General features: G+C 38.5%; 26 protein-coding genes. 12 read left to right on the top strand and 14 right to left on the bottom strand.

The features are described 5' to 3' along the window. The first annotated feature begins 94 nt into the window (after positions 1-94). From MKL32_RS08700 to MKL32_RS08690, 3 genes are read left to right on the top strand one after another with little or no spacing between them, the layout of a single operon-like run. Complete coding sequence (locus tag MKL32_RS08700; protein ID WP_004916494.1) at positions 95-853, top strand: energy transducer TonB; 759 nt, start codon at positions 95-97, stop codon at positions 851-853. Positions 854-895: 42 nt separating this feature from the next. Beyond that, positions 896-1,516, top strand: coding sequence for a MotA/TolQ/ExbB proton channel family protein (locus MKL32_RS08695; RefSeq protein ID WP_004958871.1), 621 nt, complete (start codon positions 896-898; stop codon positions 1,514-1,516). Between the two features lies 1 nt (position 1,517). Then, positions 1,518-1,922 carry an ExbD/TolR family protein gene (locus tag MKL32_RS08690; protein WP_004916491.1) on the top strand — a complete coding sequence of 135 codons (405 nt, stop codon included), beginning with the start codon at positions 1,518-1,520 and terminating at the stop codon, positions 1,920-1,922. 49 nt (positions 1,923-1,971) lie between these two features. Here MKL32_RS08690 and msrA read toward each other — a convergent pair whose 3' ends face one another. The 8 genes from msrA to MKL32_RS08650 all read right to left on the bottom strand — a co-directional run bounded on the left by msrA (position 1,972) and on the right by MKL32_RS08650 (position 8,002). Continuing rightward, positions 1,972-2,496, bottom strand: a complete 525-nt coding sequence (gene msrA / locus MKL32_RS08685) for a peptide-methionine (S)-S-oxide reductase MsrA (RefSeq protein WP_004916488.1) — start codon at positions 2,494-2,496, stop codon at positions 1,972-1,974. A 109-nt stretch (positions 2,497-2,605) separates the two neighbouring features. Beyond that, positions 2,606-3,052 carry an META domain-containing protein gene (locus MKL32_RS08680; protein ID WP_270900409.1) on the bottom strand — a complete coding sequence of 149 codons (447 nt, stop codon included), beginning with the start codon at positions 3,050-3,052 and terminating at the stop codon, positions 2,606-2,608. A 90-nt stretch (positions 3,053-3,142) separates the two neighbouring features. Continuing rightward, positions 3,143-4,198: an Lnb N-terminal periplasmic domain-containing protein gene (locus MKL32_RS08675; RefSeq protein WP_270900408.1), complete on the bottom strand. Its 1,056-nt coding sequence runs from the start codon at positions 4,196-4,198 to the stop codon at positions 3,143-3,145. 20 nt (positions 4,199-4,218) lie between these two features. After that, entirely contained in the window at positions 4,219-4,728 is a 510-nt protein-coding gene (locus MKL32_RS08670; protein WP_270900407.1) for a dihydrofolate reductase, read from the bottom strand. A gap of 20 nt (positions 4,729-4,748) precedes the next feature. After that, the gene (thyA, locus tag MKL32_RS08665) at positions 4,749-5,591 is read right to left on the bottom strand and encodes a thymidylate synthase (RefSeq protein WP_004916477.1); all 843 of its coding nucleotides are present in this window, start codon (positions 5,589-5,591) and stop codon (positions 4,749-4,751) included. A gap of 159 nt (positions 5,592-5,750) precedes the next feature. After that, the gene (locus MKL32_RS08660) at positions 5,751-6,326 is read right to left on the bottom strand and encodes a xanthine phosphoribosyltransferase (protein ID WP_004916475.1); all 576 of its coding nucleotides are present in this window, start codon (positions 6,324-6,326) and stop codon (positions 5,751-5,753) included. Positions 6,327-6,414: 88 nt separating this feature from the next. After that, positions 6,415-7,131, bottom strand: a complete 717-nt coding sequence (locus MKL32_RS08655) for a DUF3108 domain-containing protein (RefSeq protein WP_004916473.1) — start codon at positions 7,129-7,131, stop codon at positions 6,415-6,417. A gap of 193 nt (positions 7,132-7,324) precedes the next feature. Further along, positions 7,325-8,002 (bottom strand): hypothetical protein, encoded by a 678-nt coding sequence (locus MKL32_RS08650; RefSeq protein WP_004957788.1) that lies wholly within the window; start codon positions 8,000-8,002, stop codon positions 7,325-7,327. A gap of 244 nt (positions 8,003-8,246) precedes the next feature. On the opposite strand from MKL32_RS08650, the gene MKL32_RS08645 reads away from it, so the two are divergent. Together MKL32_RS08645 and MKL32_RS08640 are read left to right on the top strand one after the other, a co-directional pair. Continuing rightward, a complete protein-coding gene (locus MKL32_RS08645) occupies positions 8,247-9,134 on the top strand; it encodes an energy transducer TonB (protein WP_004957789.1) in 888 nt (295 codons plus the stop codon). A 253-nt stretch (positions 9,135-9,387) separates the two neighbouring features. Continuing rightward, complete coding sequence (locus tag MKL32_RS08640; protein WP_270900406.1) at positions 9,388-11,538, top strand: TonB-dependent siderophore receptor; 2,151 nt, start codon at positions 9,388-9,390, stop codon at positions 11,536-11,538. 63 nt (positions 11,539-11,601) lie between these two features. Here the strand turns inward: MKL32_RS08640 and MKL32_RS08635 are convergent, their stop codons facing one another. The 4 genes from MKL32_RS08635 to miaB all read right to left on the bottom strand — a co-directional run bounded on the left by MKL32_RS08635 (position 11,602) and on the right by miaB (position 15,255). Next, entirely contained in the window at positions 11,602-11,901 is a 300-nt protein-coding gene (locus MKL32_RS08635; RefSeq protein ID WP_004916464.1) for an antibiotic biosynthesis monooxygenase family protein, read from the bottom strand. A gap of 11 nt (positions 11,902-11,912) precedes the next feature. Continuing rightward, positions 11,913-12,398 (bottom strand): rRNA maturation RNase YbeY, encoded by a 486-nt coding sequence (gene ybeY / locus MKL32_RS08630; RefSeq protein ID WP_270900405.1) that lies wholly within the window; start codon positions 12,396-12,398, stop codon positions 11,913-11,915. Between the two features lie 292 nt (positions 12,399-12,690). Beyond that, complete coding sequence (locus MKL32_RS08625) at positions 12,691-13,764, bottom strand: PhoH family protein (protein ID WP_004916462.1); 1,074 nt, start codon at positions 13,762-13,764, stop codon at positions 12,691-12,693. A 39-nt stretch (positions 13,765-13,803) separates the two neighbouring features. Then, positions 13,804-15,255 carry a tRNA (N6-isopentenyl adenosine(37)-C2)-methylthiotransferase MiaB gene (gene miaB / locus MKL32_RS08620; RefSeq protein ID WP_004958909.1) on the bottom strand — a complete coding sequence of 484 codons (1,452 nt, stop codon included), beginning with the start codon at positions 15,253-15,255 and terminating at the stop codon, positions 13,804-13,806. 215 nt (positions 15,256-15,470) lie between these two features. On the opposite strand from miaB, the gene MKL32_RS08615 reads away from it, so the two are divergent. The 4 genes from MKL32_RS08615 to MKL32_RS08600 all read left to right on the top strand — a co-directional run bounded on the left by MKL32_RS08615 (position 15,471) and on the right by MKL32_RS08600 (position 19,732). Further along, positions 15,471-17,462, top strand: a complete 1,992-nt coding sequence (locus MKL32_RS08615) for a lytic transglycosylase domain-containing protein (RefSeq protein ID WP_004958913.1) — start codon at positions 15,471-15,473, stop codon at positions 17,460-17,462. A gap of 26 nt (positions 17,463-17,488) precedes the next feature. Further along, the gene (locus MKL32_RS08610; RefSeq protein ID WP_171053831.1) at positions 17,489-18,175 is read left to right on the top strand and encodes a ribonuclease T2 family protein; all 687 of its coding nucleotides are present in this window, start codon (positions 17,489-17,491) and stop codon (positions 18,173-18,175) included. A gap of 168 nt (positions 18,176-18,343) precedes the next feature. Next, entirely contained in the window at positions 18,344-19,330 is a 987-nt protein-coding gene (locus MKL32_RS08605) for a malate dehydrogenase (RefSeq protein WP_004916445.1), read from the top strand. 159 nt (positions 19,331-19,489) lie between these two features. Then, on the top strand, positions 19,490-19,732 hold the full coding sequence (locus MKL32_RS08600; protein ID WP_004916443.1) for a DUF2789 family protein: 243 nt from the start codon (positions 19,490-19,492) through the stop codon (positions 19,730-19,732). 15 nt (positions 19,733-19,747) lie between these two features. Here the strand turns inward: MKL32_RS08600 and MKL32_RS08595 are convergent, their stop codons facing one another. Beyond that, entirely contained in the window at positions 19,748-20,275 is a 528-nt protein-coding gene (locus MKL32_RS08595; RefSeq protein ID WP_005403650.1) for a hypothetical protein, read from the bottom strand. 63 nt (positions 20,276-20,338) lie between these two features. Continuing rightward, positions 20,339-20,947, bottom strand: a complete 609-nt coding sequence (locus MKL32_RS08590) for a 2OG-Fe(II) oxygenase (RefSeq protein ID WP_005403651.1) — start codon at positions 20,945-20,947, stop codon at positions 20,339-20,341. Between the two features lie 118 nt (positions 20,948-21,065). Between MKL32_RS08590 and MKL32_RS08585 the strand changes: the two genes are divergently transcribed. From MKL32_RS08585 to MKL32_RS08575, 3 genes are read left to right on the top strand one after another with little or no spacing between them, the layout of a single operon-like run. Next, on the top strand, positions 21,066-21,923 hold the full coding sequence (locus MKL32_RS08585) for a 23S rRNA (adenine(2030)-N(6))-methyltransferase RlmJ (protein ID WP_004916432.1): 858 nt from the start codon (positions 21,066-21,068) through the stop codon (positions 21,921-21,923). A gap of 39 nt (positions 21,924-21,962) precedes the next feature. Then, a complete protein-coding gene (pssA, locus tag MKL32_RS08580; protein ID WP_004957817.1) occupies positions 21,963-22,796 on the top strand; it encodes a CDP-diacylglycerol--serine O-phosphatidyltransferase in 834 nt (277 codons plus the stop codon). Between the two features lie 17 nt (positions 22,797-22,813). After that, entirely contained in the window at positions 22,814-23,875 is a 1,062-nt protein-coding gene (locus tag MKL32_RS08575; RefSeq protein WP_004958927.1) for a DUF6670 family protein, read from the top strand. The last annotated feature ends 250 nt before the right edge of the window (positions 23,876-24,125 follow it).

Below are 24,125 nucleotides of genomic sequence, written 5' to 3'. Positions count from 1 at the left end.
TTCTCATTTATTATTACGGCACTTTTATTGTTCTATCCGATGATTGAAATCGCTTTTTCGAAAGTATCATCATCTATTAGGTACTTAGATTCTTATGAGTCAATCTCCTGCTACATTCAACGCACCTTATTCGATGAAAAAGAAAGTCATCGCTGCTCTTGTTGCAGTTGTGATTGGACACGCTGGCGTTTTGTGGGCGGTGAGTCACATGAAAACGATTGAACTACGACCAATTGAAAAAGAGCCTTTAAAAGTAAAGTTTGTTAAAATTAAAGAAGTCACACAGCCTGAATTACCTAAACCGAAAGAACAACCAAAACCTGAACCTAAAAAAGAGGTGAAAGAAGTCAAGGTTGTTGATAAACCTTTACCTCCACCGCCTAAAAAAGTTGAAAAAGTTCAGCAAGTCAAAACTGAAACACCAAAACAAGTGATTCAGAAAACAGAACCGAAAGTCGAACCTAAGATTGAAACGAAAGTTGTCAGTACTGTGGTAACAGAAAAAGTGGTTGAAAAGCCTCAACCTGTTCAAGAAGTTGTGAAACCACAACCTGCGGCTGATCCATCACCAAAGCGTGTTTCAATTGGAGGTGCTGGTATTCAATGGAGCCGTTCTCCAAAAGTTTCATTTACCCCGAGAGATTTAGAAAATCAGACTCGTTTGATTACGGTGTATATTGAAGCTGATGAGAAAGGTCGAGTGACTACGGCACGAATTACCCGTAGCAGTGGCTTACCGAATTTAGATGAAAAAGCATTACGTGCAGTGCGAAATGCTAAATTTAAACCGTATATGGAAAATGGCGTTGCTTATCCGATTAAAACAGAGCAACCGTTTGAGTTTAATCCTTAATCAATTTGAGTCCTTGTGACAGATTAAATCAGGAGTTCGTATATGAACTTTTCAGTTTATTGGCAACATGCAGATGCAGTAAGTAAAACTCTGTATTTCATCCTTTTAGCAATGTCGATTGCAACGTGGACGATTTTTATTCTACGTTTAATGGGAACTCGCCAATTAAAACAACAGGCTTATGCTCAACTTGCTCAAGCTTTGACGTCGCTCAAATCTAAACTACAACCATTGACGTTTGAACAACGTAAAGCGGTTGCTGAGCAAGCATTGTTACGTCAAATTTCTGCTGAAAAGTCTCAAGCGGAAAAAGGCGTATCTGTATTGGGTACCATTGCTTCGATCGCACCATTCGTTGGTTTGTTTGGTACAGTCTGGGGAATCTTCCACGCGCTTGTTGCTGTCGGTAAGAGCGGTCAAGCAGGTTTAGCTCAAGTAGCAACACCAGTGGGTGAGGCATTGATTATGACGGGTCTTGGTCTTGCAGTTGCGATTCCTGCGGTACTTGCTTATAACATCTGTGTACGTTTCAATCGTGGTTTAGCACATGACTTACAAGATCAGGCACATAGTTTATTGATCGATACGATGTTGCAACAAGAAAGCACGACGAAAACCGAAGCTAAAGCGACTCAACAAAGTTTAGTTGGAGGTCAAGCTTAAAATGGGTTTCCAATTGGGTGAAGACCACGACAGTGGTATGAATGAGATGAATCTCATTCCTCTGATCGACATTATGTTGGTATTGATGATTATTTTCTTAGTCACAGCAACGGTTGCTAACCCATCAATTCCATTAAGCTTACCAAAAACCACGGCTGAAATTATTGATCCACCGCCGAAAGCCATCACCATTAGTATTAATCAAAATGGCGAAGTTGCTTGGGATGCTCAGATAATTAGTTTAGAAGAGCTAGAAAAGCGTTTCCAAGAAGCGGGACAGGCTGAACAAAAACCTACGGTTCAACTGCGTGCAGATAAAGAGTCGAAATATGATACGGTTGCTCAGGTGATGTCGCGTGCCAGTGAAGCAGGTTTGAGTGATATTGCCTTTGTCAGTGAAAATTAAAATGATTTAGGATTTAAAAAAGCAACTCATCGAGTTGCTTTTTTTATGTCTATTCTGTTTTAAGAAGCTCAGTAAACTTACAGCGTAGTTTAGAGAGCTTTGGGGGAATGCTAAAATTGCAGTAACCTTGTGAAGGATTACGCGCATAAAAATTTTGATGATAATCTTCTGCTGGGTAGAATGTTGGTACGGGGCTTAGCTCTGTAACAATATTTAAACCCTCACTGATTAGGTTTTCAATCATTTGCTGTGCTTGTGCTTTTTGATCATCATTAAAATAATAGATGACCGAGCGATATTGCGTACCAATATCATTCCCTTGACGATTTAATGTTGTTGGATCATGTGTGGCAAAGAATACATTTAATAAATCACTATAACTGATTTGCTGTTCATCAAAGTCAATTTGCACGACTTCAGCATGTTGAGTATCACCTTGGCATACTTGTTCATAACTTGGGTTTGCAATATGACCACCGGCGTAGCCACTAACGACTTTTTCAACACCTTTAAGTTGTAGAAAAACAGCTTCTACACACCAAAAACAACCACCGCCAAATAAAGCTTGTTGCATGTAACTCCCCAATTTTTATTTTAAGAATGCTACTAAAGTAAACGAACCCAAAAAAAAGTAAAGCCCTAAGAGTCAGTTAAGTCTGTACTTTTTATGGGGTGAATTAGATTTAATGGTGTATGTGTGCTGATGAGTTAAATTGAATCAGTACCTTTCCAGATTGATCGAGTAGTTGCAAAGTATTCGCCTTCAAACTGTAACGTTGTGTTTGCGATAAAGCATCTAAATATTGGCGTGAAACATCAGCATTATCGCCTATACAAGCCATTTTGGTTGACATGACAGGTCCAAGTTTTAATTGATTATTTTCAGTTTTAAATGAACCGCGAATTCGGTTGCAACCATCTGATCCACTAAAGCTTTGAGTTGAGCTTTCAAATTGAATATGTGGGCTACGAGGGTTATTACTTGAAGCAAGTTGTGTGCCTTGAATTTGTGTTGCAATCCAAGTGCTATGATCAAGCGTTTGAGCTGAGTTTAATGATGTTGTCGTAGCGCATTCATTCACTATGGCTGTAGTTGCTAAACCTAGGCTGATGAGAAATGGTCTTAACATAATTTTATTTCCTTATTCATGTGAATATTTTATTTTAATTGCGAATTAAAAAAATGAAGAATGGCTGTGGATTTCGTGTCGGTATGTAATCTAATCTGCTGTTGGAATACCTAAACGGATTATTTTTGAGAAATTTTCACTACTTTGATCCATTTGTTGATCAAATTGCTCAGCACGATGATTAATATGTGCTAAACGATACCAATCTTTTAAGCTGTAATTTTGGTTGAGCACTTCGAGATCATATAAATAATTAGGTAAGTATCCAGAGGCAAGCAATCGGTAATCTTTAGGTAGTTGTTGGGGATTGATTGCTTGAGCCATATCAAATACCAGCGTAGTACAGTTACTGGTTAAAGTATTGTACCATTTTGCTTCTGCTCGTAATTCATCTGCCTTATGTAAATACTCTATAAATAATGCCTTACGTTGATCTGCGGGCATTTTGATTGGAAATAAATACACTTGCTCATGACGAACGTTACTGCGTGTATACACAATATCTTTTTCATCTGATGCAACTAGGCTAAGTTCATATTTTCGAAAAAAACCTCCAACAGCAGAGAATTCTTCGCCTTTTTCTTTTCGGATCTCAATTGAAAAGACCAGTGGTTTTTGATCTGAAAAATCAAAACTTACTAGGGTGTGTGCAATCTGTGGACCCATCCAGTAGGAAGTAATGACATTAACACCTGTGATTTTATTTAAATCTATTTTGCGATCTTCCCAGTGTATTTCATAGCTTCCATCTGTATGCCAGCTAAAGTTCCGAATATTATACAAATGGACAAGATCACCTTCTTTTTCATAGTAAAGCTGCTGTGCAACTTCAGGATCCCATTCGCGGTCTTGTTTCGCTTGAATGGAAAAATACCAGATCAATGAACAAGCAAATGCAAGGCAGTAAATAATGATATCTGTGCGACGGCTGAAAAGATGACCACTAACGTATACACCAATTAGACTTAAAGCAAAAATGGTCCAGACCACAATCACAATACGACTGAAGACTGAACCAAGAGGCTGTTGGATCCAAAGTGCAAGACATAACCATACGCTAGACAGGACCACAAATAAGGTGAAAAGACTATGGAGCAGACCTATTCCTAAAGCGAGAAAAAACTCACGTGATCCAATATTCTGCATAGTCCTGTGCGATCCATTATTTATTTTTGATAGGTCGCAAACTCAAACTTAACCAGCGATTTTTCATCTTGATGATGTTCTGAGTTTACTTTTTGGAAATCCTCAGAGATTTTCGGGTAATGTGCATCACCTTGTACATCTAAATCAACATGAGTCAATTCTAGACGATCAGCGATGTTGAGGGTTTGAGTGAAAATCTCTCCACCACCAATAATAAATAAAGACGCTTTTTCATAATGTTGTACGTCTGTAAGTGCTTCATTCAAGGCATCTTCAATGCTATGAGCGACCTTTACACCTTCAAATTGCCATGATGGATCACGAGTAATCACCCAATTCACACGATTAGGTAGCGCGCGCCCCATAGACTCTAAAGTTTTACGACCCATGATGACAACGCCACCTTGAGTAATCGCTTTGAAATGTTTTAGATCGGCAGAGATATGCCAAGGCAGTGCATTGCCTTTGCCGATACAGTTGTTCTTATCCATTGCGACAACGTGAACAACTTCGATACCTTGCCATGCCATTTTTTTGATCTCACTTATCGTTAAACTGCTACAGGTGCTTTAATTGCTGGATGTGATTCGTATCCTACGATTTCGATGTCTTCAAACTTAAAGTCAAAAATATCTTTGACATCAGGATTGAGCTTTAACTGACATAACGGTAACGGTTCACGAGTAAGTTGTAATTTGGCTTGCTCAAAGTGGTTTGCATATAAGTGTGTATCACCACCAGTCCAAACAAAGTCCCCAACATCTAAACCACAGACTTGTGCAATCATATGGGTGAGTAGGGCATAGCTAGCAATATTAAATGGCACACCTAAAAATACATCTGCACTACGTTGATAAAGTTGGCAAGAGAGTTTGTTATCATGCACAAAAAATTGAAACAGGGTATGACAAGGTGGTAAAGCAACCTTACCTGCTTCATTTGGATTCCAGCCCGAAACGATTAAGCGACGTGAATTCGGATTGGTTTTGATTTCATTGACGAGCCATTTAATTTGGTCAAAACCATTTTGTTGGTAACTACCATCTTCATTTTGGCTAGCACCAAAGTTACGCCACTGGTGCCCATATACAGGACCAAGTTCACCTTCAGGTCGACCGAAGCGAGCAGTTTGCTCAGCAGTTGCCCATTCATCCCAAATAGTGACTTTATTGTCTTTGAGATATTGAACGTTAGTATCACCTTTGAGGAACCAAAGAAGCTCAATTACAATTGAACGAAAGTGAACTTTCTTAGTGGTTAGTAATGGAAAACCTTTAGAAAGATCAAAACGCATTTGATGACCAAATACTGAACGTGTACCTGTACCTGTACGGTCACCCTTGTCACCGCCATTGTCTAGGATATGTTGTAAAAGGTCTAAATATGTACGCATAACGCTCTCTAAAATCGTTTGTGAACTTACATGTTAAAACAGCTTAATCTGCTCAACATCTTTGATAGGGAATGATACTTGATTATTCCTGCTTATAATATTTCTATTCTTTAAAAATACAAAGAGCGCTCTATAAGCGCTCTTTGTTTCTAGTCATCTTTATTCAGTAACAAAGGTTACTTTGCCATCAGCTAGGGATTTAACACGTGCTAAGGATTCCACGCGATAACCTTTTTCAAGTAATACATCTCGACCTGGTTGGAATGATTTTTCAATCACGATACCCACGCCTACAACTTCAGCATTTGCTTGATGAATAAGATCGATTAAACCTAATGCAGCTTGACCATTCGCCAAGAAGTCATCAATAACCAACGCTTTATCAGTTGAATTAAGATGCTTATTTGAAATAGCAATTGTGCTTTCAGTCTGCTTAGTGAATGAGAACACTTTAGAACGATAAAGATCATCTTTTAAAGTCAATGACTGGTATTTACGAGCAAAAATCACAGGAACACCAAGCTCTAAACCTGCCATAATCGCAGGTGCAATCCCAGATGCTTCAATGGTAATAATCTTAGTAATGCCTGCATCTTTAAAACGCGCAGCAAACTCTTTACCAATCTGTTGCATTAACACAGGATCGATTTGATGATTTAAGAAAGCGTCAACTTTCAATACTTGATCAGATAGAACGATACCTTCATTTAAGATTTTCTGTTCTAAAGCGTACACGGGAGAATCCTCTAAACGGATGCTTTTTCAAGCAAAGGCATATTTTAAAAAGCATCCAAAAAATTGCAAGCTAAAATTGACCAGATGGTTAATTGGTTTTACCCGAATAGCCAGTCAATAATAGTCCATAGGATGATTTACCATCATTATGTGTCACTTTGACAGGAAGATAATCTAATTTTGGAGCTAACCAAAATACGGTATTTCGTTCAGGTTTGCTGTGTTGTAATACGACTTTGATCGTATTAAATGTTCCATAACTGGTTTTAATACTTTCAGTGCCTTGTTTAATAAAACGTCGCTCATCGACACCTTTCGCATCCGAAATATAATAACGTGGTTGCAAGGTATTGCCGTTTTTTAAATCTTCACGAACTTGTAACTCAGCATTTAACTCGTCCAAAACACCAGCTTGCCAAGCAAAAGAACGTTTCTTGTCATCTTTTTGGGTGTTAATCACTTTAGCACTTGGATTGAAGTTAATATTCATCGTGTTGTTGTGCACTAAAATTTTACTGGTACGACTGAACTTTTGTGAAGTGATTTTGTTATCTGAGAAAGCAAATTGACTGGTTTCAGATGCAGAAGCAATACCACCCGCTTTAGCAACAAATTTATACGTCCAGTTGTTGCCTTGCTGAGATAATGTACGTGTTGCTGAACCTAAATTCTTGTTGTTATAACTAAATTGATAGCTCGCTTGGAATGGCGCCATTGCATAGGCATGGCTAAAGAAGCTTGCACAAGCAAGTGTTGCAGAAGTTACCGTTGCAATACTCAAAAACTTAGTAAATTTGTTTGTCATAGCATTGTGTCCTTTGGATGAGCATTGGATTGGATCATCCAGATATCATTACGATTTGTTGTTATTATGCCTGTAGATTATGAAGAAAAGATCAGGTTTTTTACTAAGCGCTTGTTAATTTTTCGTATTAATCATGAAGTTGGGAATTTCTGTGGCAGAGTATAAATAACATGCTGCCACAGGGTGTTTAGAATTATCTTTTTGAGTCTTTTTGCTGGATTGGAGTAACTTCGCTAATATCTAAATCATCTTCCTCATCAAATTCATTGGATGGGGAGAGGATCGCTGTAAGATTCACATTTCCCCAAACAATTAATTCTGCTGGTCGGACACGTGCACGATTTACATGCACCTTACTCAGGGTCTCAATAATACTTGGCTTTTTACTAAACCAGCGATTTAAATCTAGATAAAGTAAATCATCTTTTACGGTTACGACTTCAAAGTGTTCTAAAATTTTCCCTAAAGGATCTTCCTCACGAAACTTTTGGTAATACCAAATCGCAAGATGAAAGCCCCATTTTTGGAAAATGTTTTTGAAACTCGCTTCAATCACTTGAGTGTTACTGATTTGCTCAAAAACCATAAGTTGAACATCTTTATTCATTTCCATCTGCAACAGCTTTAAATCAACAGAAAGGGTGGTATGTAGACCTTTGACGTCTATCGTCGAGTACAGTCTTAACCAACCATCATATAAATCAGCATGCAGGTCTTTAATGATTTCAACTTTTTCGGTGACATAACGCTCCATCGTCGCGTTCACAAATACTTGTGAAAGCGAAAACTCTCTTTCTTCTTCGATGAATTCTTCGGCTTTTTGGTAAACTTTACGTAGACGTTTAACAACAGATGAAATTAGCGTTTGCATAAAAGTTGTTCCAGAAAGTGAATTGTTTTAGATAGCAATGCCACGATCTTTGTAATAACTAAAAAATAAAAATAAATTTCTGACTTGCAGTGTAGCAAAATTAATTGCTACATTTTCATAAAATGATGGTATGGATACACTGTAACTATAAGTGGATCATATTTTTGTAAAATTTTGAATACTGGTTCGGCTTTTTATACGGCTTTGCCGTTGGGGATGAGGCAATTTTTGCCGCTAAGATGCCATGTGGAATAAAATAAATTTTCGTTCGGAGTTGTCATCTCATTGGTGGCAAGACTCAATTTTTGTAGGGGCTGTGATTTTAGCATTGCTTCTGCATTTGGCTGTGCTTGCGGTACAGTTTGCTATGCCAACTCCATCCGATACCTCCACAAAGGAAATCGCAGTTTCAATTCGCCCTAGTACTGATAAAGTAGAAAATGCTGATTTTCTCGCTCAAGCCGATCAAAAGGGTTCAGGTGAGTTTCGAGAAGCACATCGCATGTCGAGTGATATGCCTTCACCGATGCAGGCTGATGCGACTACTGGTGAAACTGAGTTTGAAAGCTTAGAAAAAATTCAGCAAAAGCGCGAGTTAAAATTTGAAGAAAAAGTTTTAATGACCGTATTAAGCTGGCAGAAACAGGCAGAACAAAGCGAGCGTAAAAAAGCCTTAGAGGATTTACAAAGTCAGTTCCAAGCAAAAGCTGCCATGGTTGCTAGTCTTGAAGCTCAGTATTTACAACGACAACAAAATTTTAGCCGTAAACAACGGATTAAAACGGTAGATGGTATTCAAGCTAAACAGGATGCTTCTGCTGCGTATCTAGATAAATTCCGCCAAAAAGTTGAACTTTATGGAAATCGCTATTACCCAGATGCTGCTAAACAACAGAGGTTATCGGGTGAAGTTAGATTAATGGTTATTCTGAACTCACAGGGTGGGATACGTGCAATTCGTTTAATTGAGAGTTCGGGACATTCTATTTTAGATGAAGCAGCTAAGGCTTCAGTGCGCCGTGGAGCCCCTTTTGGTGCATTTGATTCAACGATGAAGAAGGATATTTCTGAATTACGTATCATTCGGACTTGGCGTTTTGATCCCGTGGATGCTGAGTTTGAAGTGCATTGATTTTAAAAAATAAATCATTTATAAAAAACTATTTAATTACAATTAGATAGCTTTTTTATGGTTATTCATTTTTCTTTTTTTACAACACTCTATTACATTTCATAAATAAAACTTGAATTGATAATAAAAATAATTATCATTTGCATTGTGTTTTTAGTTGTTTTGTATGCGCTCCTGTGCTGAAAAGTAAATGCTCTGGGGGAGATCGGCGCATGCATTTTAAATCTCATATCTTTGCATAAGGAAATTTCCCATGCATCAATCTCAGACTTTTCAATCTTTTAAAGCCCATCCTCTTATGTTGGCGATGGCGATATTACTTCCTTCATTTGCCTCTGCAGAAACCAGCACCTCTTCATCGACAGTTGCACTACCAATGATTAGCCTCAAAGCACAAGATGATCAATCCTCAGTTACAGAGGGAACTCAAAGTTATACGGCGAAGAGTGCAAATACAGCGACTAAGTTGAGTCTATCGCTTCGTGAAACGCCACAATCCGTTAAGGTTTTAACTCGTGAGTATTTGGATGATGCCAATATCAGTTCTTTTCAGGAACTATTAAATAATGTCACAGGTGTGTCAGTTAACCAATGGGATGAGCGTCAATATCCTACAGCGCGAGGCTTTGATGTCGACTATTATTTATTTGATGGTGTTCCAAGTAATGTAGGCATGGAAGCAAATGATCCTGATTTAACAATGTATGATCGCGTAGAGTTGGTCAAAGGGGCAAACGGTTTAATGACTGGTGCTGGTAACCCAGCCATAGCTATCAATATGATTCGAAAGCATGCTAATGCGAAAGAACTAACTGGGCAGGTAAGTACTTCTTTGGGTTCATGGAATGCATGGACGAGCTCGGCAGATATTTCTACACCATTGAATACGGATGGAACAGTTCGTGGTCGTGTCGTGGTAAAGCACGAAGACACTGACTCTTTTATGAAAGGGTATGAGAAAAATAATAATGGTGTATATGGGGTGGTTGATGCTGATATCAGCGACAAAACCTATGTCTCTGTTGGGGCTGGTTATCAAAACTTAGAGCGTGATGGAGTACGGTGGGGCGGATTACCAGCATTTGATAGTAATGGTCAACGCGTCGATTTTGATCGATCCAAAACAGTAACTTCTGATTGGACTTATTGGAATACGGACACCACCACAGCCTTTGCAACCTTGAAACAAAATCTATTCAATGATGTGAATTTGCATGTGAATTATGCATATCGTGAAGTAAAACAAGATACTGCATTGCTCTATTTGTGGGGGAGTTTCGATAAAACTACAAATACCAGTAAAGGTACATTAATGACTTGGTCTGATGCCACTAAGACGAAAGAAAATAATATTGATACTTATCTTTCTGCTCCCTTTTCTATTGGTGGTTTAGAGCAAGAAATTGTGGCGGGTTTTATGTATAACCAAGCACAAAAAGACACATGGTATTCAGGTAATCCTCAAATTGCATCAGATGCGGTACTTGATTTTGATCATCCAAATGTACCGCTATTAGCATCAATTCAAAATAACAATATCTATCAAGTGCCTAATAAAACGACTCAAACAGGCGCTTATTTGGCAGGTAAATTTAGCTTAGCTGAGCCTTTGAAATTAATTACAGGCATACGGTTATCAAACTGGAAATATGAGAGTGATGATGGTGTAGGAAATAGAAAATTCAAAAATGAAGTAACTCCATATGCAGGTTTAGTTTTTGATTTTCTTGATCAGTATTCTTGGTATGCGAGTTATACCAGTATTTTTAAACCAGAAGATAAACGAGATATAAATAAGCAGTACCTTGATCCACGAGAAGGTAAAAGTTATGAGACAGGTTTAAAAGGGGAGTTCTTAAATGGAAAGCTGAATGCTGCTTTATCGGTATTCCAAACCAAACAAGATAATGTTGCAGAAGAAACAGGAACTTTTATACCGAGTCCAGATGGAACCCCAACAACAGAAAAAGCGTACCGTAGTGCTGATGGTGTCGAAAGCAAAGGTGTTGAATTTGAGTTAGATGGAGAAATTGCCAATAACTGGAATTTAAGTTTTGGTATTGCTCATTTCAATGCCAAAGATGCTCAGGGTAATGAAGTGCAAACAATGTCTTCAAGAACTAACGCCAATTTATTCACCAAATATAAGTTAGATAAATGGAGTGTTGGCGGCGGTGTAAATTACAAGAGTAAATTTTATACAGGAGATGGTGACAAACGCATCACCCAAGATGCCTACGCTTTAGCAAATTTAATGCTTGGCTATGATATAGATTCAAATATTAAAGCTCAGATCAATTTGAATAATATTTTTGACAAAAAATACTATACAGGCATTGGCGATAATTTGATGGTGTATGGCGCACCTCGTAATGTGACCTTTACATTACGATATCAATTTTAAGAATTGAAAAGCGGCTGAAATTGTATTCAGCCGCTTTAAAATTGTGGATAAGTTCTCACTTATTCATAATCTATTTGTGCTTGAGTAAGTCCGTTCGATTTTGCAGATTTCGATATTAAAATGCTGGTACCATTTTTCTTTACCTAAGTGTTGGGCAACTAAATGCTCAGCATCTTGTTGCCATCGTTGAATATCTTCGAGGCTGTTCCAGTAAGACAACGCTATTTCAAAATCATTTTCACAACATGCTTCAAACTTAACACAGTGATATTGGCCGATTGCTTTATCTCTAAGCTTTTGTGCCATTTCTGTGTAAGTAGAATCTAATTGTCTAATGGTGGCTTTAAAAATAACGATATACATAGGACTCAGGCTTAATTTTCATCAGCTTGGTAAGGATTACTGATCCCAAGTTTTTTCAGAATCTCAATTTCCAAAGCTTCCATTTCTTCAGCTTCGGCTTCACTGGTTTCATGGTCGTAGCCGAGTAAATGTAAAATCCCATGCACGAGTAAATGAGTGAAATGATCACTTGGTGTTTTTTGTTGCTCTGCTGCTTCTTGTAACACAACAGGAATACAGATGACCAAGTCACCTAAAGGCTCTGCTTCGAGTAAGCTGAGCATTTCTTCTGGAATATCGCTTGGAAAAGACAACACATTGGTTGGTTTGTCTTTCTCTCGGTATTGCAAATTCAGTTCATGACTTTCTGTAAGATCAACGCAAGCAATGCCAATCTCACAATCTGCGTCAAAACCAACATGACGTAATGCAGTTTCAATTTGTTTTTTGATTTGACCACGCTTCAATGGTAAATTATTGGCTTGAAAGTCTTGTTGAAGACTTAAATTGATTTTCAAAATAGATCCTTAAATATAAATTGCATCTACAAACTTAGAATGAAACTCAATGGGATAGAAAGAAGACTGGAGGAATGCTTTACTGCATATTGATCCAATTTGTTGCATCATTTGTCTTTTCATGTGCCATCTTTCAAAAAATTGATGATCCATAAGTTTGCTGACAAAACACAAAACTATCCTCATTTAGATTTCTGTAGGCTACTCACACTCATATACTTAACTCGGTAATGACCATGGAGCCTACAGATTTCAAGTGCCTTTTTTCAATATCACACAAAAAGTATATTCATTAATGTTGAGCGTCAGCTTTCTCATCATTTTCTGCTACCAGTGCTTCTTGTCTTGCTTTACGTTCAGCACGAGCTTCTGCTGACAAACGTTGTTGTTCGCTATCCCAGCCCTCATAAGCTTCGACAATTTTTTGTACCAGTTGGTGACGCACTACATCTCGAGAGTGGAAGCGCGTGATATGAATTTCATGGACGTTTTCAAGAACACGTAAGGCATGAGCCAAACCTGATTGCTGACCACGAGGTAGATCTACTTGTGTTACGTCACCCGTTATCACCGCTCTTGAACCGAACCCTAGGCGTGTAAGGAACATTTTCATCTGTTCAGGCGTTGTATTCTGAGCTTCGTCCAAAATGACAAAAGAATGATTCAGTGTGCGTCCGCGCATATAGGCGAGAGGTGCTACTTCAATTACTTGGCGTTCAATGAGTTTAGCTACTTTTTCAAAGCCCAGCATTTCATATAGGGCATCGTAAAGTGGTCGAAGGTAAGGATCAATTTTTTGAGTTAAGTCACCTGGTAAAAAACCAAGTTTCTCACCTGCTTCAACTGCAGGACGTACTAGTAAGATACGTTGAATTTCATTACGTTCGAGCATATCTACTGCTGCAGCGACTGCGAGATAGGTTTTACCTGTACCCGCAGGCCCGATACCGAAGGAGATATCGCTTTGTAAGATACGTTGTACATAGCGTTTTTGATTCGCGCCACGTGGATTGATGCGGCCTTTACGCGTTTGTAGCCAAACGTTATCAAGCCCAGTATGTTCTTGATCAGAGTCATCCAAAAATTCACGATCAGTTTGAGATCCTTGAATCATTAAATGAAGTACATCCGCACTGATTTGAGAAGAAATTTCAGATTCTTGAAAGAGCCGTTGCAAAAGTGCTTCGGCTCGTTCGACCGCTTCGATATCACCGTCTAAGTAAAAGGCATCGCCTCGGTGAGTTATTTTGACATCTAAACGTTGTTCGATTTGTTTTAAATGCCCGTTATACGCACCGAGCATGCTTTTTAAACGTTCCATGGAAATTTCAGGGAACGTTACTGTACGTCGAATCGCTGCAGTCAAGAGAAACCCTTTATGTTGTCTTGTAAGAATACCCTTACATTACGCCACGTCAGGTTCAAGATTCAAGAGTTCACCATAAACTAAATTTAAAGTTTTGATTTCAGTAATCTCAATTTCAGCAAAACGTCCAACCCAAGCTGCATCACCGATAAAAGTAACAAGACGAGTGTTGTCCGCTGTACCGATCAGAAGATTTGGATCTTTATCAGAAACTTTTTCAATCAGTACGCGTTCAATTTTACCCAGCATCGCATCAGTTTTATCGATACTAGATTGTTTAATCACTTGTTGAACTTGTGCTAAACGATCTTTTTTCACTTGCTCTGGAGTGTCATCAGGAAGTTCAGATGCAGGTGTACCAGGACGTTTTGAATAAACGAAACTATAAGAGTGATCAAAATCTAAATCTTTAATAAACTGCAAAGTCTCAGCGAAGTGCTCATCCGTTTCGCCAGGGAAGCCAATAATGAAGTCACTTGATAAATGCATATCAGGGCGAACTTTGCGTAGTTTTGCAATTTTATCGATGTAGACATCAATCGTGTGATTACGCTTCATGGCTTGCAATACATCGTTTGAACCACTTTGTACAGGTAAATGCAAATGCGAAACCATCTGAGGCAAATCACGATAACATTGAATCAACTCATCAGAAAATTCTAATGGGTGAGAGGTGGTATAACGTAAACGACCAATCCCTGGAATTTCAGCAACTAAGCGCAGTAATTCAGGGAATGTGCAAATGCCACCTTCAAAGGTTTCACCACGATAACCATTTACATTTTGACCAAGCAGACTAATTTCACGAACACCTTTCTCTGCCAATCCAGCAATTTCTGCTAACACATCATCGAGAGGGCGCGAAACTTCTTCACCGCGTGTGTAAGGGACTACGCAGAATGAGCAATATTTCGAACAGCCTTCCATGATCGAGACAAATGCTTTAAAACCTTCAACACGTGGTTCAGGTAAGAAATCAAATTTCTCAATATCTGGAAAAGAAATATCAACTAATTTGATTTTTTCTTTCTTTGGCTTTTCCACTTGGGCTTGATGCTGATCAAGCATTTGTGGCAAGCGGTGTAGGGTTTGTGGACCGAATACCATGTCGACATAAGGTGCGCGCTTTTGAATGTTGTCACCTTCTTGAGAAGCAACACAGCCACCGACACCAATCACGAGGTCAGGATTTTGTTCTTTCAGTTTGCGCCAGCGACCAAGCTCACTAAAGACTTTCTCTTGCGCCTTTTCACGAATTGAACAAGTGTTCATTAACAAGATATCAGCTTCGTTTGGATTTGTGGTCAGAACGTAGCCGTGTGAGTCGCCAAGCAAATCTGCCATACGATGACTGTCATACTCATTCATCTGACACCCTTGAGTTTCAATATACAACTTCTTCATTGAAACATCAGTGGTGTGCGTTGGCTGGGTAACAGTGTTTTCTGAGGCAGCTTTTGTAGCACTAGGAGTGAATGTTTGAACCGTCATGCAGGCTCCTAAACGAGGTGGATTTAAACAAACCGCGGATTATAGCAGCATTTTTGAATGTTCGCTGAGAATAAAAAAATGACAAAAATGGACACTTTGTGGATGAAAATACGTGAATTTTAATGAATATGAATCAGCAAGTTACATAACACAACAATAGTAAGACTTGAGAGTTATTAAACTATAATCGCAGGCGAAATTAGGCAAATGTATCGATGAAGATGAATAAGCAACACAATTCAGTTCCACACCTCAAAATAAAACTAAATAACAAGAAAATCTTACAACGTAGTTTTGTTGTTGGTGGTTTGCTTGCGTGTTCGTCTGTTTATGCTTTAGATGATCAGTTTAATGATGCTTTACGTGCTGCGAATGCGGGGAATACCGCATTGCTTGATCAGTACCAATATGAGATGCAAAATGATGTTTTAGGTTACTACCCAGAATATTGGAAATTGAATAGTAATCTTGGGTTTCAGCCAGCATCTTCAATTATTAATTTTGCGCAACGATATCCAAAGTCTGCAATGGCTGAAAAGTTAGCAGCAGATTATGTTGAAGAAAAGGTAAAACAAGCGAACTTTAGTGAGGCAAAACCAGTCCTCAGTTATGTAACGAACCCTGATCAAGACGAAAGTTGTGCTGTGGCGCAGGTTCGAGCTCAAACTGGGGATAGTTTGGTTTATGCAGAATATAAGGATATTTGGTTGGCAACAAATACCCAACCTGAATCATGTAATGGTTTGGGGCGTATGATGTTATCAAGCCCCTTAATGACTGCTCAAGATCGCCAACAACGCTTGTGGGGACAACTTAGAGCTGGTCAGTCGGGGCAAGCAATTGCAACTGCACAAACTATGGGTTTAAGTTTATCTCTGGCCCAGTTTAATCAAATTCAATCTAATCCTCTCGCGTACCTATGGAGTGCGCCAAAAACCAATGACGCAGATTACGCCTATTTAATTTTTGCGTTGGGTCGCGTAGCAGATAGTGATTTAACTAATGCTTTAGGCAATGTGCAACGTGTTGCTCAAGATTTACCAAGTCCAGTACAAAAATATTTGTACCGTACCATCGGCTATGTTGGTGGTACAACCGTAATGAAAAATGGTTTTAATCGTGAAGTATTAAATGCATTTGATAAGAGTTATGGTTATCCATTTAGTCCCGAAGAAGCTGAAATTTATGCGCGTCAAGCGGTGCGATTTGGTGCATGGGAAAGTGTAATTCGTGCAGTAGACTCAATGTCGGTTACACAAAAACAAGAAGATCGTTGGCAATATTGGTTGGCTCGTGCATCAGAGCAAAGAAATGACAAAGACTCGAAGTTAGCAGCTCAACAAATTTATCGCAAACTAGCGCAAGCTGGTGATGATTATCACAACTTGCTTGCTAAAGATCGTTTAGGTGAGCGATACAATCATCAACCTTATAACGAACAACCAAGCACACAAGATATTCAGCGTTTAAACCAAAATATTCACTTTAGACGTGCATTCGCTTTACGTGATATTAATGCCCCTGCCAATTATACCAATAGAGAATGGAACTGGGCTGTCAGACAGGCTTATCTACAAAAAGACGATGGTTTATTATTGGCGGCTGCTAAGCGCGCACATGATATGGGCTGGTATGATCGAGCAATTTATGCAGCTGATCGAACCAGCACTCGACACAATGATACCTATCGTTTTGCAACGCCGCATCGTAGTAATGTGACTAGTCATAGTTACAATGCTGGTATTGATCCAGCTTGGGCGTATGGTTTAATGCGCCAAGAAAGTCGATTCGTGACCACTGCGAGGTCTCATGTCGGGGCTGGTGGTTTGATGCAGATCATGCCAAACACGGCCAAATTGGTTGCTCGACAAATGGGAGAAACCTATAACCCAGCGGCATTGAGTGAAATGAACACGAATATTCGATATGGGACATTTTATCTTTCGATGATTCATGGTCAATTGAGCGGAAATGCGGTGCTTGCGACAGCGGGTTATAATGCTGGCCCAAATCGTGCACGTCGTTGGCAACCTGATTTTCAACCAATTGCGGCTGATCAATACACTGAGTCAATTCCTTTATTAGAAACACGTGACTATGTAAAACATGTCATGACCAATGCAACACACTATGGGGTAGTGTTAGGGCAGGGACCTCAATCTCTGGAAAAACGTATGAGTATTATTCCTGTACGTAATGAACCTTAACGCATGGCATCGTTGAACTTGAGATAATGAAGTTTTTGTATTTGATGAAATCAATGTGCTTGATGAAGGAATCAATGTTTAGGGCTATACAGATACTAATCTGTTATTTAGCTCATTCATTTGCTGTTCCATTATATGCAGCGGACAAAGCTGATATTGCTGGATATGTGATGCATGTCCAAATGACACCTGCTGTCTGTTCGTTTGATTCTTCACGCCAAAAACAACGTAAATGTTTAGAGGGTTATTCTCTGACGATCTCAAGTTTATTGCCTGAAGTTCCTGTTGGTCGAGACTGTCAAACAAAATCATCGGCTAAATTATCCCCCCTACAAGCTAAAGTGGTTGCACGTGTGATGCCTGATGAAAATGCACGGGTACAACTTTGGCAAAATGTCGGTGGCTGTGTGCCAATGAATGCGAGTCAATATTTCAGAACGATTATTAATTTTGCTGAGAGATTAAAAATACCTGCTGATTTGACTAGCCCTAATACGATTGAAGTACAAAAAGAAAATTTAAGGCAGCAATTCACTAAACTAAATCCTTCTCTACCACCCAATGGAATTCGATTTACTTGCCAAGCATCCAAATTTGACTCTATTTTGACTGAGATTCGAGTGTGCTATCAGAAAAACGGTCAGTACAAACAATGTTCGAGTCATGTGGTCACAGGATGTCCAAGTGAATTTACAATTAAAGGAAGTTATTAAGCTTTTTTTCTGAATTAATTTGTATTTTCTATCAGACTTTTGTTGAAATCCATTCTCTTTTACATGCATCTGCGTTCGCTTTAGAGTACAATCTTTGCCGTTTATGATAATTCGGTTGAATAACAAAAGAATTCAATCGTGCTAACGCATCTCATTGGAGAATATCACATGAAGCAACCCGTTCGTGTTGCCGTTACAGGCGCTGCAGGTCAAATTGGTTATAGCTTATTATTCCGTATCGCTAGCGGTGAAATGTTAGGTAAAGATCAACCTGTAATTTTACAATTGCTTGAAGTTCCTTTTGAGAAAGCTCAACAAGCGCTTAAAGGCGTAATGATGGAACTTGATGACTGTGCTTTCCCATTATTGGCAGGCATGATCGGGACTGATGATCCAGAAGTTGCATTTAAAGATGCTGACTATGCGTTATTAGTAGGTTCACGTCCACGTGGTCCTGGTATGGAACGTGCTGACTTATTGAAAGTAAATGGCGAGATCTTCATTGGTCAAGGTCAAGCTTTGAATAAAGTTGCTAGCCGTGATGTTAAAGTATTAGTTGTTGGTAACCCAGCAAATACAAATGCTTACATCGCAATGAAATCTGCTCCAGATCTTCCAGCGAAAAACTTCACAGCTATGCTGCGTCTTGACCACAACCGTGCATTAACTCAACTTGCTCAAAAAGCTGGCGTTGCAGTTTCTGACATCGAGAACATGACTGTTTGGGGTAACCACTCTCCAACTATGTATGCTGACTACCGTTTTGCAACTGCAAATGGTGTAAGCTTAAAAGACAAAATCAACGATGCTGAATGGAATAAAGATGTATTCCTTCCAACAGTTGGTAAACGTGGTGCTGCGATCATCGAAGCACGTGGTTTGTCTTCTGCTGCTTCTGCTGCAAACGCTGCAATTGACCATATGCGTGATTGGGCGTTAGGTACAAATGGCAAATGGGTAACTATGGGTATTCCTTCTGACGGTTCTTATGGAATTCCTGAAGGTGTAATGTTTGGTTTCCCTGTAACAACTGAAAACGGTGAATACAAAATCGTTCAAGGTTTAGAAATTGATGAATTCAGCCGTGACCGTATCAACTTCACTCTTAACGAGTTAGAAGAAGAACGTGCAGCGATTGCTGACATGGTTAAATAATTTGTCATTTTGATAAATTATGAAAAGCACTCTCTTGTAGAGTGCTTTTTTATTTTAAGAAACAAAATACAACAAGAAAATATAGAGATATGCCTGCAAGTTAATACAGTTTATTGTTAGATTATTTATTAGATGGGTTTTACCTAAGGAGAAGAAAAAATGTTTGAACAACAACCAACACTTGAACTTTTATTTGAACAATTGGGGCTTGATGCAGATGAAGTTTCGATGGAAAACTTTATTAAAACTCATCAATTGAGTGCTAGCCAGAAATTACACGAAGCTGATTTTTGGAGTGCTGGGCAACGAGACTTTCTTAAGAGTCATTGGGATAAAGATGATGAATGGGCTATCGTGATAGATGAGTTGAATCAGCAACTACATGTTGATAGTACAACTTAATAAGAAAAGCTCACATCAGTGAGCTTTTTTATGGATTAAACTTATGAACCATTCTTCTTGGCGGGCTTGATTAAATGCTGGATGTGCATTTAACAACTGCAAGTCGTGATCTACACATGCCACATATTTTTTTAACCAATGTTGAGTCATCGCAAACTCTTCTTTACTTGCAGATGCATAAGCCAAAAAGAAGTAAATATCTAGATGATCGTAGTGAGCGAGAGGCTTTAGGATTTGCTGCGTGATAATCGCAAAACGTTGCTCTTTGGTTAGCTCAAAATAAATCATATAAGCTTTGGCTAAATGCAACGAGAGATCAAGATAAAGGCTTAATGGCATTTCCTCAAATTCAATCCGAGCTTGCTCAAGTAGCACGATCGCTTCTTGCAAGAAATGCAATTGTTCTTGACGGACATGACTGAGTACAACCAATTGCAGACGTAAGTCAGCTCTTTCTAAAGCAAGTTCAGGTGTATTTTCACTTAAATAGAGTTGGTCTGTTTCACCAATTCGATTTACTACATGTTTCGTTTCATTTGACATCAGTTTATCCAAAACCTTGATCTATGCATGCATATATAGGGCTTTATTTTGCAATTTAAAGGTTTAGGCATTCCAAAGCGAATTTCCACTGCGTAACCATGCTGTAATTGATAGACGTTGCTGTTTCGAAATCAATACTTCATGTAGTAAATCACTTTGGAAGATAGCAAGCCGATTTGGCAATGGTTGAATGATATGCCATTGCTCATTTTTATCTTGTAAGCGTAACTGACCGCCAAAGTCTTCCTGCCACTGTTCATGTATATAAAAAACAGTTGAAATCATGCGATCATTCTTTTTCTGAGGATTATCTCGATGTAATGCATAAAACTCACCTGCGTTGTAACAGGCAAAATGAGCCTCTACTTCTTTGATTCCCAAATAAAACGCTTGATTTAATAACTGAGACAAGTTTTTTAATGCATTAATATGTTGTTGTGCGATCGGTAATTGTTCATCAATCCATAAGATATGATCGCTACGTATATGACTCACAATACCATTTTGGATACCTGCGGCTCTAAACTCAGCAAGATGTGAACTGCATTCGTTTACGAGAGAGTCTACATATGCAGCAGGATAAACATTATCTATAACGGCAAAACCTGATTCATTTAAATCATCCAAAACTTTATCTAAATCCCAGGATTCAGGGAGAGAACTTTGCTGCATATATTTCCAATAGAGCTTGATGAAGAGGCAGTATGATCTTAGCCGATCACATCAACGCTAAAGAATACTTTTTTCATTCGTGATAAACTACCCTTTGAATTGAGGAATAATTGTCAACATGAATTACCGTCACCATTTCCATGCGGGTAACTTTGCCGATGTTATGAAGCATGTACTTTTGCTTCAACTGCTCGCTCGTTTAAATGCTAAAGATAAACCTTATCGATATATAGATACCCATGGCGGTGCAGGTAAATATGATTTATCTACGTCTGAAGCACAAAAATCAGGTGAGTTTTTAACGGGTATCCATCGTTTGGTCAAGCTTGACGATTCGATTAAACGTAATGCACCTGAAGGCGTAAAACAATATCTTAAAATTGTTGAAGATATGCGTGCAGGCTCAGGTAAAGGTGCTTATCCAGGTTCACCTTGGTTTGCGCTTGAAGGCATGCGTGATATTGATAAAGCAACTATATTTGAAATGCAGCGTGATGTGTTTCAACAATTGTATTTTAATATTCGTGATAAACGTGCGGGCTTACATGAGCGTGATTTTTATGAAGGTTTGATGGGTGTCATTCCGCCTAAAGAAAAACGTGGATTGGTCATGATTGACCCACCATACGAAATCGAACGTAAAGATTTCCCTCAGTTAGTTGAGCTGTTACAAGCTGCACATAAAAAATGGCCGACAGGTGTTTTTGCTGTGTGGTATCCAATTAAAGATCGCGCGATGATTGACCGTTTTGAGAAGAAAATGTTTAAGACTGGTATTCGTCGTCAGTTGGTATGTGAAATTTGTGTATGGCCTGATGATACGCCAGTTGGATTAAATGGTTGTGGTTTATTGGTGATTAACCCACCTTGGAAATTTTCAGAAGATGCTGATCAGGCATTACAATGGTTGTTCCCTCATTTGCGAATGAGTGAAAATGGTGGTCATGCTGCAGTGCGTTGGTTGGTGGGTGAATAAGCCCATCAATGTCAAACTATTCTCGAGGAATTGAAAATAATGACAAATTCTCCTAAGTCAGATTCTGATTTGAAGAAAGAAGAGCTTTCTTTTGATGGGATCACCTTTGAAGTCGAAGAAGAAGAACAAACGCATGAAGGGCAAAAAGTTAAAAGACGCGGCATTTATTTATGGCCAAATCTGATTACAACAGCGGCATTACTTTCAGGTTTTTATTCGATCATCGCTAGTATGAATGGTAATTTCACTCAAGCTATTTATGCGATTTTCTTAGCAGCATTGTTAGATGGTTTGGATGGTCGAGTTGCTCGTGCAATCGGAGCACAAAGTGCTTTTGGTGAACAGTATGATTCACTTTCGGATTTATTAGCCTTCGGTGTAGCTCCAGCTATTTTGATGTACAGTTGGAGTCTCAATGATTTGGGTCGAATTGGTCTAGCTTGTTGTTTTATTTACACAGCCTGTGCAGCATTTCGACTTGCACGCTTCAATGTACAAATCGGTGTGGTCGATAAACGTTACTTTATAGGAATAGCAAGTCCATTAGCTGCTGTAACCGTTATTTCAATGGTATGGGTGAGTCAAGATTATCCTCTGGTATTTGATTTAAATGACATCACAATACAAATCATCAACGCTGTGATTATGGTTTCGATTGGTTTGCTTATGATTTCAAATATCAAATACTATTCATTTAAACAAATGGATCGCAAACGTGTTCCTTTTGTAGTCATGTTGCCTGTAGTCTTGATTTTTGCTGCAATCACCTACAATATTCCTGTAGGGATACTTGTTGTATGTATCATCTATGTGTTGTCTGGTTTTGTAACGACACTATTAGCTAAAAAAAATGATTCCAAAATAACAATCTAAATAAAAGGAGGTTCGGCATGCCATTGTTGATGAATAATAGTCAATTAAAGCAGCTGAACCTCAACAAGTCAGATGCTTTAACTTTTTACCCACCCAAAGGTTTATTTAAAATTGTTTATCAAGGTTTGATTCTACCGAATCTCCCTGCACCTTTTCATTATGTAAATTTCATTAGTTTGATTGGGCAACCTCGTATCCCTATTTGTTATAATCCAAGTGCAATTTCCACAACTGCGATCGATACAGCTACAGTGTTGGTAAGTAGTAGCTTATCAACAGTTGGACATCTAAAAAGTTATAGTGCAAAAGAGCAGTGTCAATTTGAGACTGATTCATATCAATTCTTAGATGTTGATCAAATTCATGTTGATTTTCCAAACTATTACTTCAAACGAAATGACAATGAATTTAGCTGTGATTTAAGGGTAAATATCTGTTCTGAAATAGAAAATCATACAGCATTGCACTGGGGCGTGGCTGACTACTGGTATGTACAATGTCAGTGCGTTGGGGAAATTGTTTATAAAAATCAAAAATATTTGATTGAGACCAAAGGTATTTTAAAACATGCAAGGGCGGTATATTTACCTTTTATTGCTTTTCACTTTTTTACATATCAAATCATTCATATTAATGAAGAAATTCAAGTCATCCTTTCAGAATTGCGCAACCAATGGAATAGCGTAATTTTCTCTCGAATTGAGGTTCAAACCAGCCAACAAGGTTCGACTCTTTATGATCGAAATGTGGTTTTTGATACCCTTAGGGTGTATCCAAAGATTCAAACTCCTAATGGACGTGAGATGTATCTTCCTCGTGAATTCATTTGGCAATATCAAGAAAATGAAGAAGTTATCTTTCAATTACACGGACAGAGTAGGGGCGATTATAAATTTGGTCTAGCGGCGGGTTATGTTGGTAGTTTTAGTTATGATTTATTTTGGAATAATCAGTCCTATCAAGGGAGTGGGTATTGTGAATATATCGATTGTCGACCTTTGCATTGGCAAGAAAAAAGTAAAACTGAACAAATCTTAGACCAAATTCCACATTTTCAGCCTTATTTGTGTAAAAAATAATCTATCAGTTTAAATATTAAAATAAATTCCAATAAATCTCTTGCAAGCGATTAGAAATGCTGTAGAATGCACATCCATCGGCGGTGATGCAGATAAAAACTTGTTAAGAAACAAGGATTTGGCTAGATTAGTTAGGTTCTTGGGTTGATTGGTAGGTTTTAAAAATATCTAAATTACCTGTTGACTTTAATTTAGATTAGAGTAATATAGCCGACCTAGCTTGATGATGACGAATCATCGAGAAGATCAT

This window comes from Acinetobacter sp. AOR34_HL (genome assembly GCF_027854795.1).
Lineage (GTDB): Bacteria > Pseudomonadota > Gammaproteobacteria > Pseudomonadales > Moraxellaceae > Acinetobacter > Acinetobacter junii.
The sequence above is the reverse complement of the archived record's forward strand: the minus strand, read 5'-3'. Positions and strand labels throughout refer to the sequence as shown.